Consider the following 13,832-nt stretch of genomic DNA (forward strand, 5'->3'; position numbering starts at 1 on the left):
TTCGCGCCCAATTCAAATGGGTGCGGCTCCCCTGGACGCCACGCTGGCCTGGCTTGGCGGCGGATCGCTTGCTTCCGGGGGAGGTGGGGTCGCCTTACTGACGTTCCGCATATCTGCCGGGTGATATCTCGGCAATTACTCGATCAGTCTTCGGCGGCGTGGAACGCGTTCAGGGACTGGGTCTCGAGGTCGGTCAGGGCCTCGCGGATGCGGCGGGCGTTGTCGAACCAGGGCTGGTAGCGCTCGGCCTGTTCCGGGGTGAGGGTGCGGGTCACGGTCTTGCCGGCCACGGTCCGGGTCCAGTGCAGGTAGGGCCCGTGCAGGACCGGTAGGTCGGCCTTGCAGCGGCAGTTCGCCTTGCCGCACCGCATGTAGCGGCTGGTCAGGGTGCCCGGTAGGGCGTAGTCCAGGGCGGCGAGGTCGGCGGCGATCCGCTTGCCGGGCGGGCCTGCTGGTCTGCTACCCACGGGCGAGTACCTCCTCCCGGCGTGTCGTGTCCTTCGGTTGACAATCGAAGGATAGCGTGCGTGGTGACGAGCACCAACCGAGCACGGGAAGTGTCGCGATGACGGACCACAGCAAGGGCGGGAACGAGTTCGAGCTGGTCTCGGTGGCCCTGGGCGGGCTGCCGATCGTGGGCCAGGTGCTGGACCGGCTCGGACTGCCGGCGTTGCTGGCCGCGGCGCTACCCGCCGACGACGCCCGGATCAGGCTGGCCCCGGCGGACGCGGTCCGGGTCGTGGTGACCAACCTGGTCCTTGGCCGGGAGCCGCTCTACGGGCTCGGTGAGTGGGGCCGCGCGGTACGACCCGGGCCTGCTCGGGCTCACCGCGGCCGAGCTCACGGTCCTGAACGATGACCGGGTCGGGCGCGCGTTGGAGGCCCTGTTCGACCCCGACCGGGCCTCGCTGCTGACCTCGGTGGTGCTGCGCGCGGTGGCCGAGTACGGCATCGACACCAGCCAGCTGCACAACGACTCCACCTCGATCTCGGTGCACGGCGCATACCCCGACGCGGTCGGCGCCGCCCGCGGCGGCAAACCCACCCCGGTGATCACGTACGGGCACTCGAAGGACCACCGCCCGGACCTGAAACAGCTGGTCTGGATCCTCACCGTGGCCGCCGACGGCGCGGTGCCGATCGCCTACCGGCTCGCCGACGGCAACACCAGCGACGACCCGACCCACGTGCCGACCTGGGACGGTCTGGTCGCGCTGCTGGGCCGGGCCGACTTCCTCTACGTGGCCGACTCGAAGCTCTGCTCGCGGACCGCGATGGACCACACCGAGGGCCACGGCGGACGATTCGTCACCGTCCTGCCGCGCTCCCGGACCGAGGACGGCGCGTTCCGGAAACACCTGCAGGACCACACCCCGGCCTGGACCGAGGCCGCCCGAGCTCCCGGCAAACGACTCGGCGAGCCCGAGCAGGTCTACTCCACGACCCCCGCACCGGCCCCGTCCGCGGAGGGCTACCGGATCACCTGGGTGCACTCCACCGCGAAGGCCGCCCGGGACGCCGCCACCCGCGCGGCCCGCACCGAGGCCGGCATCGCCGCCATCGAAGCCCTGCAAGCCCGGCTCGCCGGGCCACGGGCCCGGTTCAAGACCCGCGTCGCGATCGAGGAAGCCGCGACCGCAGCCCTGGCCGAAGCCAACGCGCAGCGGTGGGTCACGTTCACCATCACCGAGGAGCTCGTCAAGACGTACAAGCAAGAACGAGCCGGACGGCCCGGACCGGCCACCCGCTACAAGCAGATCACCACCGCCCGGTTCCACATCCAGGCCGACATCGACCTGGCCCGCATCACCTACGACGCCGCGTCCGACGGCTGCTTCCCGCTGATCACCAACGACCGCGACCTGTCCGACGCCCAGATCCTGGCCGCCTACCGCTACCAACCCAACCTCGAACGGCGCCACCACCTGCTCAAGTCCGTCCAGGACGCCGCCCCGGTGCTCCTGCACAACCCGGCCCGGATCGAGGCCCTGTTCTGCTGCCAGTTCCTGGCCCTGCTCGTCGCCGCCCTGATCGAACGCGAGGTCCACGCCGGCATGGCTCGCGCGGACCTGCACAAGATCGCGCTCTACCCCGAATTCCGTGACTGCACAGCGCCGTCCACCGAACGCATCCTCGAGATCTTCGCCCCCGTCACCCGCCACCACCTGCACCGCGACGACACCCTCGTGCAGACCTTCGAACCCGAACTGACCGCCCAACAACTACAAGTCCTCGAGCTCCTCGGCCCCCGGAAGACCAGGAGAGTCAGTGGGCGGCTGCGGAGTCTTGACCTGCCCTAACAACTCCGCTTGTATCCGTTGACATGGGCTACTTCGGTTGGCTGGATGGCGACGATTCGCAGCGAAGCGCCATGCTCGAAGTGGTCAAGATGTTCGAGGACACATCCACCGTCGACGAGCTCGGCATAGGCAGCGTCCGCGACACCTTCTCCAACGCGTTCTTCCCTGGTACGTCGACTCTTCACACGCGCGTGAAGTACTTCCTCTTCGTCCCGTGGATCGTCAACGACGTCGCCCGTCACAGATGGCCAGTCGAACGCTCCCAAGCAGAGTTGCGGAGTCGCGAGATCAGGTTGATAAGCGCTCTCGTGGCGGGCGGAGAGAGCCGAGGGGTGATCGGACGAGACGCGAGGAGCACGCTCAAGCGTATGCCGAGCGAACTGTACTGGGCCAGCCTCGAGCAGGTTGGGATCCGACGGTGGCGCACCTCGATCAACGGCTATTTCCGCAATGCGATCCAGCACGCGCGAGGCGTCGAGGATCCTGAGCTCGAGGGTATGGGCATGGAACGCCTGGGCATGGCGGCGCTTCCGACCGCGCCTTCAGATCTGCTCGACACGACGACCTTCGCTCTAAACAACGCAGAGGCCGAGTTTCTCAAGGTGAGAATCGCCGATGCCACCCGTGGCTCGCTCTTTGACTGGCTCGCCGTCAACCACCCGTCGTCCGATGCTGACTGGATCTGGGATCACGAGCGCCGTGACGACTTCCCCGATGAGATGTCAGAGCTGGTCGACGACGCTCGTCGGGTGCACCAGACTGCCACCGGACCGGCGATCCTCTACAACCGCATGATGGCGGAGGTGACCGGTAATGACGAGGTGCGTGATGAGTACGCCGACTACCTGAGGTCGTGGGCAGAAGGCCTGAAAGAGCAGAAGGTCTTCGAAGGGTGGGATCGCTCGCGCTTCTGGAGCCGGATGCTTCAGCTCAACCCACGCATCCGACCCGCAACGCGTCAGTTCCTCGACACGTGGTGGCAGCTGGCGGAGGCCGGTCGTCACGCAAGCGAAGACGCCCGCGAGTTGGTCACTTCGCGCGAGCTGATGCTCAAACGTACGCGAGCTCGTCTTTCCTACCCCGATGCTCGATCCACGTGGAGTGTTGGCGCCGGGACCGGTTGGCTCGACTACCGGTGGAGCATCGCCCGACGTCACCTCAACGATCTGGCCCATGGACTGGAGGGGTGAGGTGCTGAATCCCGATGTGAGACACCTCCTCACCGACGTCCTTCGCCCCCCGACGGGCTGGCGGCTCGATGCAGCCGTTGCGACGACATACACGCTCGACCTCAGCTCACTACTGCTCGCTTCCCTGTCCATGGCGGCTTACGAACAGGCGGAAGCCGGAATCGAGAGCGCTGCGCCGCACCAACTACTGGAGGCCATCCGACGTTACGCCGGTCGAACCACAGTCTTCTGCCAAGCCGGCGGAATTCATGTGCCGACCACCTACCGCAAGCTGACGGTGTTCGCGGAGGAAGCGATTATCGAGGTCGCTCCTCCCCCGTCTCGAGTCTTCCACCCGAAGATTTGGGTGCTCCGATTCACCAACGCCTCCGGGGATCACCCATCGGTTGGCCTGCCTCAGCCGCAACCTGACGGGCGACCGTTCCTGGGACACAGTGTTCATGGCCGAGGAGGATCCGACGGCCCCCCATCAAATGGCGGCGGAGCCAGCGGCCGCCTTCCTGAAGGATCTGCTGACGATGAGCGTCCGCCCGGTTGCCGACGCACGCGCCGCACTCATCCGCGACCTCGCCGCGACCCTGAGCGACCGGTCCCTAGGAGTGCCGCCTCCCTTCACCTCCGGCACCCTCTATCCCATGGGAACACCCGGGGGCATCGGTTGGCCGGTACCCGCCAGCACTGACCGCTGCCTGGTCGTATCCCCCTTCCTCGATGCCTCCACCGGGCGCCGAATTGCGGGCGGCAGCACCATCGTCTCCCGCGCGGAGACGTTCAACCGTTTGGGAGCCGCACCGCTCGACGGACATGAGCTGATGGTCCTGCAGCCTTATGCGGATGCACCGCCCGACGTGATCGCTGATGGGCAGGAGGCGGAGGGCTCCGGAGGCACGCTCGAGGTGAAGTCTGGTCTGCACGCGAAGGTGTTCGCCTGGGATGTTGGCGGCACGGGCACTCTGCTCGCGGGCTCCGCAAACGCCACCTCCGCTGCCTTTGGCGGAAACATAGAGTTTGGCGTCTTGCTGAGCGGGCCTGTCGCACACTGCGGAGCGGCCGCGATCCTGAACGACGACGATAAGGAGACCGGTCTCATTCGGCTACTGCAGCCCTACAAGCCGAGTGACGAGCCGGTCCCGGACCCGGCGTTCGACTTGGAGAGAGCCATCGAGGAGTTCCACTCGGCTCTCGCAACCAACGGTCCGGAACTGCACGTGACCGGCGACGCTGATGCCTACAACGTCCAACTCGAGTGGGCATCACCTCCCCCTCACCTTGGTGAAAGCTGGCTACGCCCGATAACCCTAAAGGCGGCCCATGACCGTCGGCTCGGTGACCACAATGGTTGGCGGGGCCTCGGGCTGTCCGACTTGACCGCGTTTGTGGCCGTCCGAACCCGCCTGGAGCGTCACGGCATCACCGTTGAGCGGTCGAGTGCACTGAGGGCCACACTCGTGGGCGCCCCCGCCGACCGCTCTCGACGAGTGCTGCGCGACCTGCTGAGCAAGATCGAAGACATCCTTCGTTACCTCGCCCTGCTGCTGCAGGACCCCGGCATCGACGACGTTGCCAGCGCGATCCTCTGGGGCACGCACGACGAAGGAGCGAAGCACTCGGCCGACCCCCACCGCTGGGTTGACGACCTGGTTCTCGTGGAGCCGCTGGTACGCGCCTTCGGCCGCGATGACGACTCATTGGACCGGGTCAGCAGCCTGCTCGATGATCTTCGCGATGAAGAGGGAAGACTGCCGGACCTCGGACCAGACTTCGACGCACTGTGGCGGGTCGTCTCCGCCGCCCGGGAGACACAATGAGCACCTCACAGCCGCCTCGCCCGGACGTCGACCAAGAGCTCGCTGGACTCAAGGACTTCCAGCGCCGCACCGTCGATTATGTCGACGCCCGCCTCTGGGAGGACGATCCGACCCGACGTTTCCTGGTCGCCGACGAGGTGGGACTCGGCAAGACGCTTGTCGCCCGAGGGGTCATCGCCAAGGCGATCGACCGGCTGTGGGACGACGTCGACCGCATCGACGTCGTGTACATCTGCTCCAACGCCCAGATCGCCCGGCAGAACCTCGCTCGGCTGCGCGTCGGAGAAGACGCTGGCCACGAGTTCGCCGATCGACTCACCCTGCTCGCCCGGAGGATAGACGACCTACGCGGCCGGAAGCTCAACTTCGTGTCCTTCAGCCCGGGCACTTCGTTCAACGTCAGCGACAGCGGCGGCAAGGCGGAAGAGCGCGTCCTGCTCTATTGGATGCTGCGCAGCCAACTGCCCCAGCTGAAATCAGAGTTTTGGCTCAAGTTCTTCCGAGGTGGAACGCGCCTTGGCAACTTCAGGAATCACGTTAAGTGGTACGACCGCAGCAGCATTCCGACGACAATGAGCGAAGCCCTCGTAGCAGAGCTCCAATCGCTCCCCGGGCAAAGAGACCATGGCACCCTCCTGGAGGAGTTCTTCGCCTGCGGTGATCAGTTCAAACACCGCCGAGAAGACTGGTGGCCCGAGCAGGGGCTGAGCAGCTGGCGCTACAACCTGATCGGACGAATGCGTCAGCAGCTGGCGCGCGCGGCCGTCGCCGCCCTCGAACCGGACATCATCATCCTGGATGAGTTCCAGCGATTCACCTCACTCCTTCACGACAACAACCCGGGAGCCGAGCTCGCCCGGGCGCTCTTCGACCACGGCGAAGCCCGCTTGGTCCTGTTGTCCGCGACACCGTTCAAGATGTACACCCTTCCTGACGAGACGGAGGGCGAGGACCACTATCAGAGTTTCCTCCAGACCGTGCAGTTCCTCGCTGGATCCGACCGCGCGGACGTCATAAAGGACCAGCTCGGCGACCTCCGCCGCGGCCTCATGACCGGCGACCGGAAGCTAGCCGAAGAGGCCCGAGACTCAGCCCAAGCGGAGCTGCGTAGGGTCATGGTTCGGACCGAGCGGCTGGCATCCACTCCCGATCGCGACGGGATGCTTGGTGAGGCTAAAATGCCGGGTCTGTCACTGGCCGAGCGCGACCTCCACGACTACCGCTTCCTGTCACGCGTCGCGGCGGCGCTTGGGCAGCCGGACATGCTGGAGTACTGGCGAAGCTCTCCCTACGTTTTCGAGCTGATGGACGGCTATGTCGTCAAGGAGGAACTGGAACGCAGCGGGACTCACAGCGCCGAGGTCCGGATCGCGGTGGCGAAAAACCGCCACCTCCTGTCGAAGCGACAGGTCAACGCATACAGGGCTCTGGACCCAGCCAATGCGAAGATGCGGGCGATCACCCAAGATGTCCTGGAGCCAGGGACCTGGCGTCTCGCCTGGGTTCCGCCCTCGCTGCCCTATTACGACCTCTCCGGCCCCTACGCCGCAGAGGCTTCGCGCCACTTCACCAAGCGCCTGATCTTTTCAGCTTGGAATGTGGTCCCAAAGGCGATCTCCTCGGTGCTCAGCTATGAGGCCGAACGAAGGCTTGTCGAGTATGCGGGACTGCACGACCGGAGATACGACGCGACCCGACAACGGGGTCTCCTTGCCTTCTCGAAGTCAGAGGGGAGGCTCACCGGAATGCCGGTGCTCATGCTTATGTACCCCTGCACATCCTTGGCCATGGCCGGCGACCCCCTGTCAGTCGCTCGGGCCGTACAGGAGGCGATTCCGCTGAATCGTCAAACCTTATTCCGAGAGGTGAGGAAACAGGTTGAGAATCTTCTCTCGCAACTGCCCGCAGGCCCGTCCTCTGGACCCGTTGACGACTCTTGGTACTGGGCAGCACCCGTACTTCTCGACCAGGTGTCGCTTGAATTACCGCTGGTGGACAGAGTGGAGTTCTCTTACGGCATCGAGTGGGATGAACACGACTCGAGCACGCGCTTCGACGAGCACCTTGCCCCTTGCCCGTGCAGCATCGATCCAACCGGCCGAGTTCGGACGCCGTCCGGAGGACCTCGCGGAGGTCCTCACCAATGTGGCGATCGGGGGCTTGGGCGTGTGCGCCCTGCGTGCGATCAGCAGGGTCACCGGCGGGCCTGAGGTGATGCGCGACTTCACGCTCCGGAACCATGCCACCACCGTGTCCTGGGCCATGCGCAACTTCTTCAACCAGCCAGAGATGATGGCCTTGACTAGAAGGCAGGACGAAGAAGCGCCCTATTGGAAGGATGTGCTCGCGCAGTGTGTCGATGGCGGCCTCACTGCTGTGCTCGATGAGTATGCCCACGTGCTCAACGAAAGCCTCGGGGTGGCACTCAAGCCCGGATCCGAGAAGGCGGCCGCCATCGCGGCGGAGATGAGCGCCGCGATGAGCGTCCGCGCTAGCGTTAACAAGGTGTCCGATCTCTCGGTTCGCTCCGGTGCGCTGAAACTGGAGTCCTTCAGCCTGCGCAACCACTTTGCCGTCAGGTTCGGGCGTGGCGTGACCGAGGACCAGAGCATCGCTCGAGAGGGGCAGGTCCGTCAGGCCTTCAACTCACCCTTCTGGCCGTTCGTGCTGTCTTCCACGTCAGTCGGTCAGGAAGGGCTTGATTTCCACCAGTACAGCCACGCCATCGTTCACTGGAACCTGCCCTCAAACCCGGTTGATCTAGAGCAGCGCGAGGGGCGCGTTCATCGCTACAAGGGTCATGCGGTCCGACGCAACATTGCCCTGGCCTACGGCGGCCGAGCCGAGGTCACCCGAGCAGACGACCCGTGGGCGGCGATGTTTGAGCTCGCCGTGGCAGACAGGCCCGCAGACCAGACGATGATCCACCCCTACTGGGTCTTCCCCGCGAAGGACGGCTACCGGATCGAGCGCTACGTCCCAGCCCTGCCGTTGAGCCGTGAGGCGCATGCCTATCGGCGTCTCCTGCGAACTGTGGGCGCGTACCGGCTCGTCATCGGCCAGCCGCGGCAAGAGGATCTCCTGCGATACCTGGGGGGCAACGCGGAAGAGCTCGCGGATCTCTTCATCGACCTCAGCCCCTGAGTCCAGCGCAGACGGGGCTCAGCCGTGGGGTCCGGCTGCCAGCGTTCGACCTTCGCAGAGTCATCTCGCCGCAAGCGAGCGCGAGCGCCGCAGCATTGCCAGCGCCGTGGGAGTGGCCCCCACAGCCGCTCCTGACCTTAGCCAGTGACTACAGTCAGCTACTGCTTCTCGAGAGCTGAACTACCTCAGGCGGGTGTCTGTGCGGTCACGACCGTCGCAGTCTGGCGACCCTTCGTGTGGTTCATGCGGCCTCGAGCGAAGGCGCCGAGGATGCGCTGATGTGTCTGTCGCGGCAGTTCTCGAGTGCCTGGCTCGCCCAGCGGGGTGCCGGGCCGGGCAGCCGCGGTCGACAAGAGTCCGTCGAGCTCTGATCGGCTGAGCATGAGCAGCCCAGGCGTCGCCCGAGTGCAAGTGACCGCGAGCCGTCCGAAGGCTGAGTTGAACTCGTCGAGCGCGGAGGCACCGGAGAGCGGGTGGATGGCCACGGTGATGACGTTGGTCTGGCCCTGCCACGAGTCCACCGTCGACGCGACGATCACGCCTTCCGGCACGTCGTACTTCGTGATTAGCCGCTCGACCATCTCGGTCGCGTCGTCCACGGCCTGGTTCCGGGTGGCAAGAACGGCGATCAGAGGATCTCCGGCAGGCGAGGACGACGAGATCGTCTCTTCGCCAACAGGCATTCCCGTGTCGTCGGGCGTCCTCTTCCACAACCGGAAGCCCGCGCCGAGGAGGTCGTCCAGGAGGCCCTCGACGACCCGGAGCAGAGGGAGGTCGATGTCGGCGGCCTCGGCCTCGTCGAGACCGTCCACCTCCAGCAGGGTGGGAACGCCGGTCGCAACCTGCTCCCAGATCTGCCTCGCCTCGCCCGACAGGGCTTCTCCCAGCTCGATAGAACGGTCACCCGGTCCCGCGACGCAGTTCAGCTCGTCCCAGTCGCCGTAGAAGGCGCGCCACAACGGCAGCTGCGCCGCGGTCGGTCGCCACACCGCGGGGAGATCGATGGACCAGGTGGCGTCGTCGGTGGTGTACGACGTGGGCCACGCCCGGTACGGGTTGTACCCGGGGTCACCGCGCCATGGGTTCTGGCCTGGGTCGATCGGGGGAAGCTGCCCCACGTCACCCACCCCGACCACGACGGGGGCGAAGCGGTCCACCTTGCGATACCGATGCAGTGGCAGCTGCCATGCCTCGTCGACGAAGAGCACGTCGAACGGGTGCTCGCCGTCGCCGCCGGCCCCCAGCTTGTCCTTGATCGGCCACCCCGCGCGCTCGAGCATGTGCGAGGTCGTCAGGAAGACCTTCGCGCTTGACGGCAGCGATGAGAACCCGAAGACGACCGTCGCCGACTTCACGAGGGAGTCGGACACCTCGGCTGCGCGTTGGCGCGACACGATGAAGCACACCTGGTCGCGCCCTAGCTGCTTTCCGAGGCTCTCAGCCAACGGGTAGACCTGCTTGTTCGCGAATGCTGTCACCGCAACGCGGGCGCATCTCGGGTGCTGTAGAGCGTCCTCGACCATGCGCTTGAGCGCGTAGGACTTGCCCGCGCCGGCAGCCGCGCGTAGGAGGATCCGGGCGTATGCCGCTGTGCCCATTAGCGTTCCAGCGAGCGTAGCGATCGCCTGAGTTGTCGCCGCGACATTGCCAGCAGCGGCTGAGGCGTGGTGCAGCGCAGCCTCGGCTGGCGAGGCGGGCGGCAGGAAGACGAGGCGGGTGTCAGTCGAGGTCATCGATCGTCATGTCCTCGTTGGGCCCTGGTCTCCCCAGCCATGGACGTCCCGTCGGTGGGGGTGCCGTCGGCCGGGGTGTAGAACTGGTCAGTGTCGATGACCGGTGGCCAGGCCTGCGGGTTCATCTCCCCCTTCTCGCGCCTCTCGGCGATCCAGTCCGAGGTGTCCGCCTCCGCGGCCTCGTGCGGTCGACAGCAGTACTGGTGGCCGTCTGGGTCATCACTGTAGGAGTGCTCGGTGCAACCGGCCTTGGGGGCGCTGTTCCCGTCGACCCCCGGCCGGGCCACCGCGATCTCATGGCGTGAGGCGAACGGCCCGCCGAGCCAGGTGACGTCAGCGACGACGAGCTCGTCGCCGACCACGAGCGTCGGCGGGAATCGCGGCGACCACTCCAAGGAAGGGTCATCGGCCTGTGAAGCGGTCAGCTCACCGACGGCGAGCTTGCCGAACTTGAACGAGCCGGCCTGGATCTTGAGGGTGCTCGAAGCGCCCTTGATGGCTAATCTCTCGTTGACGTGCAGGGCGACGATGTGAGTGCCCGCCGTCATACGGCGGGAACGGACGTCGAGGCGGATCGGATTCAGGCCAGCCACCGTGGCGAGCGCGATCTCGCGGGTGCCCGCGTCCGCGCCGAGGTCTCTTGCCACCTGTGGGTTCCCGAGGGCCTGAAGCTTGGTCAGGCAGGCGGCATCCGCGTCGAGCATGTCAACTTGGTTGTTGCGCCACCACCACGCCGTTCGACCGAACCGGACGAGGTCCGATGCGTGGAGCCGAAGGCGCCGCCGCCACACTTGCTGCGCATCCCCCTCGAGCGCCCGGTACACCTCCCGCAGCCGAGACGTCGGCAGTGAGTTGAGGTGAGCGATCGCCGAATCGACCACGCCGGTCTTGTAGCGGAGCTCTTCGGTGACGAGATGGGAGTACTCCTTGTCAGCGCGCTTGCTGCTGTCCCGCGGGCGTCCGCGAGCCTGGTGGATGGCGTCGGAGCGGGCATTGGACAGACGCGCGCCGGGCGTGTGGTCGCTCGCTCTGATCTTGTCCGAGACCGCGCGGTGGTCGAGCGCAACGGTGGCGGTAGCCCACCTGACGAGGTAATCGAGGCGACCGCTGTCGACCATAGGTCCGCCAGGGACGAGGTGGCGTGCGACGACGTCGCGCAGGTTGACGAACGGAGTGCGCAGCTTCATCGCGCGGGCGCGATCTTCCTCGAGGAGGAAGCTGACTGCGAGGCGCTGGTGGGCGGTGAGCGGCGCCGGCACGGTCGCGGGCTCGCCGTCGAAGGTCAACGCCGGGCGGCCCATCTCAAGGTCCCGCTCCCAGCGCAGGCGGCTGGTTTCCACACCGGCCAATGAGTCGGCGATGGAGACGAGCACATCGCATGTCACCTGATCGGGGACCACGATGTGCAGTGGGCTTGGTGCACCGGGAATGAGGTCCTCGAGGTCTGCCATTGAGGTCGAGATCACCTCACCGAGCAGCTCCATGAGCGCGAGACGCGTGGCGGGCGACTGAGGCTCGTCGAACGTGTGGTACGACCACCGTGTCTGCTTGCCGGACTTCCGGACCCGCTGGATGGCCACCCCGTGGACGCCTAGGGCGGCGGCATCCGACTTCGCCAGCACCACGTTGACGGACCCGGCCACGCCGGCAGGGTCTATGCGACGCTGACCCGAGCTCAGCGGCATACCGCGAAGAGTGGCACGCACGGCCGCCACCACGGACTCGGGAACACGGCCGACCACTCCGGACCCGTCTACTACGCCGCGCAGCGCCGGGCGCAGCTCTCGGCGGATACCCAGCTCGATCAACAGGGCCTGTGGATCGTGGGCGGACCGGAGCTCGTCGCGGCAGTAAGTGAACATCGAGCATGCGGCGCAGGAGTTCGGGTCGTACTCGGCCGCGAGGTGGCCTACGAACGTGCACAGCCTTTCTATGTCGAGCACCGCCCAGTCGTTGCCCGCGAGCAGTGCGTTGCGCTCGGCCACGCGGGCCGTGACCTCGGCACGATGATCCTTGAGGTCTTCGATGACCGCTTCCGGCTGCAGAAAGGCATTGCGTGGCACGGCCAGGGCGCCGTGCCGGTGCACGACCATGTCCTTCGGCAGCTTGGACCAAGCTGCCGCGCTCTCGGCGCCTAGCGCGACCTGGAGGGAGCCCTTGAGCATACGCTGGTCGCCGATCCGAGACCGGACCCTCTCGTAGTCCTTGGCATCGCCCATGACGAGCCAGGTACCCACAACCCTATCGGTCGCGGGGTCTCGGCGTGGGGCGACGACGGCGAAGTCAGGCTTGACCGGCGTGGCCGCGGGCTCGCTCTCCAGACCAACAAAGGGAAGGGCGAGGCTGGTGATGAGCGTAGCGACGTCCTCGTGAACCGCCTGGAGATGGGCTTGCTCAAGGGCCAGCGCCGTGGCCGGAACACTCACCTTCCCGTCGCGGCGCGAGACCACCGTAGGCCTCGGAAGGCCCAACCGACCGATGGCGGTTGCCAGGAGTGGGGAGACGAACCGCTGGTCGCGGACGAGTCGCTCGAACGTCATCGCGCGCATCCACCGGGCCTCGGGGATTCCCGCCGACGTGTCCGGGTAGCCGAGATGGGCGGCCGCCTTCCGCCGGCTCATGCCGATGATCATCGGATCCGTCTTGCGGAACCGCTCGCACCCGGCGTGCGCCGAAGCCGCGACGGCGCTGCTCCCGCCCCCTGTGCTCCCCTGTGCTGAGGGAAACCACCTGCCGCACACCCCTAGGTCGAACGATCTCCCTGTGATCGAAACACGCGGGATGAGCATCCACGCGCGTTTGACCTCACCTTCAAGCAGCCGCTGAGCGTACTGGGCACGCCGTAGCTCCGCTTACCAAGGCGCTGAAAGACCTCGGAGTGCCAGCGAAGAAGGCACCAGGATGCGCACTGACGCCGCGCTCGATCGGTTGCTTTGTCGCGTGTGGGTCTGGTTCTCCGGGGGTTCATCCCGACTGCGAACCAACCCGCATTTCGCACAATTAGAGGAGCACTCGGCGCAGGGCCTTGCGGAGGACCTTGACCGTCCTCTCCGCGTGGGCGCGTTCGCCCTCACAGGCATCGGCCTCGTCGTAATCGTGGTCCGCAAATGCCTCATCTCGAGTTTGGCGCCATGCGATCTCCTGCTCCTCGTTCCACTGGATCAGCTCGAGGATGAGGTCCGAGTCGTAGTCGCACAGCTTCGCGGCGTCCTTTGGGCGCAACGACCCCGGACGCTCGGCGTCGAGCTGGAGCAGGCGCAGCATCACGGGGTGCATTTCATCCTCCGAGTCGCTGTCGTCCTGTTGCTCGTCCGGCTCATCGGCCTCCAGGAACGTGCGCCCGCCAACCCGACCCGCGGCGAGCGCATCGTTGCTGGAGATCACCTCGCACATGCGAGCCACCACAGCGCGTAGGTGCTCACCGACAAAGGGCAGTGCCAGGAGGTCGACGCTGGCCACAATCCGGTCGTCGTGCAGCGTGAACTTCACGCCCGAAGATCTCCCGGTTGAGCACAGCGAGCTCGCCGACCGCGGCCTCCTGGTCCCGGATTGCGACGACCATCTCGGCGAACACTCGGACCAGCGGTGACTGCCGGCTCGTGCGCAATGCCACGTAGCCTATTTTTCGGTCATGACGCGCGCTGGTGGACGACGTGC

General features: G+C 66.3%; 10 protein-coding genes. 6 read left to right on the forward strand and 4 right to left on the reverse strand.

Annotated elements, in window-relative coordinates:
- Positions 1-143: 143 nt before the first annotated feature.
- Positions 144-467 (reverse strand): DUF6788 family protein, encoded by a 324-nt coding sequence (locus tag L0H79_RS07570; protein WP_301483986.1) that lies wholly within the window; start codon positions 465-467, stop codon positions 144-146.
- Between the two features lie 98 nt (positions 468-565).
- Between L0H79_RS07570 and L0H79_RS07575 the strand changes: the two genes are divergently transcribed.
- The 6 genes from L0H79_RS07575 to L0H79_RS07600 all read left to right on the forward strand — a co-directional run bounded on the left by L0H79_RS07575 (position 566) and on the right by L0H79_RS07600 (position 8,442).
- Complete coding sequence (locus L0H79_RS07575; RefSeq protein WP_301483987.1) at positions 566-859, forward strand: hypothetical protein; 294 nt, start codon at positions 566-568, stop codon at positions 857-859.
- The gene (locus tag L0H79_RS07580; protein ID WP_301483988.1) at positions 786-2,300 is read left to right on the forward strand and encodes an IS1634 family transposase; all 1,515 of its coding nucleotides are present in this window, start codon (positions 786-788) and stop codon (positions 2,298-2,300) included. Before L0H79_RS07575 ends, L0H79_RS07580 begins: the two co-directional genes overlap by 74 nt.
- 23 nt (positions 2,301-2,323) lie before the next feature.
- Positions 2,324-3,490 (forward strand): DUF6361 family protein, encoded by a 1,167-nt coding sequence (locus L0H79_RS07585; protein WP_301483989.1) that lies wholly within the window; start codon positions 2,324-2,326, stop codon positions 3,488-3,490.
- Between the two features lie 440 nt (positions 3,491-3,930).
- Complete coding sequence (locus tag L0H79_RS07590) at positions 3,931-5,298, forward strand: phospholipase D family protein (protein WP_301483990.1); 1,368 nt, start codon at positions 3,931-3,933, stop codon at positions 5,296-5,298.
- Positions 5,295-7,508, forward strand: a complete 2,214-nt coding sequence (locus L0H79_RS07595) for a hypothetical protein (protein WP_301483991.1) — start codon at positions 5,295-5,297, stop codon at positions 7,506-7,508. The genes L0H79_RS07590 and L0H79_RS07595 overlap by 4 nt, the downstream gene beginning before the upstream one ends.
- A 4-nt stretch (positions 7,509-7,512) precedes the next feature.
- Positions 7,513-8,442: a helicase-related protein gene (locus tag L0H79_RS07600; RefSeq protein WP_301483992.1), complete on the forward strand. Its 930-nt coding sequence runs from the start codon at positions 7,513-7,515 to the stop codon at positions 8,440-8,442.
- A 185-nt stretch (positions 8,443-8,627) separates the two neighbouring features.
- On the opposite strand, the gene L0H79_RS07605 is transcribed toward L0H79_RS07600, so the two are convergent.
- The 3 genes from L0H79_RS07605 to L0H79_RS07615 form a co-directional block, all read right to left on the reverse strand.
- Positions 8,628-10,175 (reverse strand): AAA family ATPase, encoded by a 1,548-nt coding sequence (locus L0H79_RS07605; RefSeq protein WP_301483993.1) that lies wholly within the window; start codon positions 10,173-10,175, stop codon positions 8,628-8,630.
- A complete protein-coding gene (locus tag L0H79_RS07610) occupies positions 10,172-12,796 on the reverse strand; it encodes a hypothetical protein (protein WP_301483994.1) in 2,625 nt (874 codons plus the stop codon). The genes L0H79_RS07605 and L0H79_RS07610 overlap by 4 nt, the downstream gene beginning before the upstream one ends.
- Positions 12,797-13,175: 379 nt before the next feature.
- The gene (locus L0H79_RS07615) at positions 13,176-13,664 is read right to left on the reverse strand and encodes a hypothetical protein (RefSeq protein WP_301483995.1); all 489 of its coding nucleotides are present in this window, start codon (positions 13,662-13,664) and stop codon (positions 13,176-13,178) included.
- Positions 13,665-13,832 lie beyond the last annotated feature (168 nt).

This window comes from Intrasporangium sp., assembly GCF_030452765.1.
Classification (GTDB): domain Bacteria; phylum Actinomycetota; class Actinomycetes; order Actinomycetales; family Dermatophilaceae; genus Intrasporangium_A.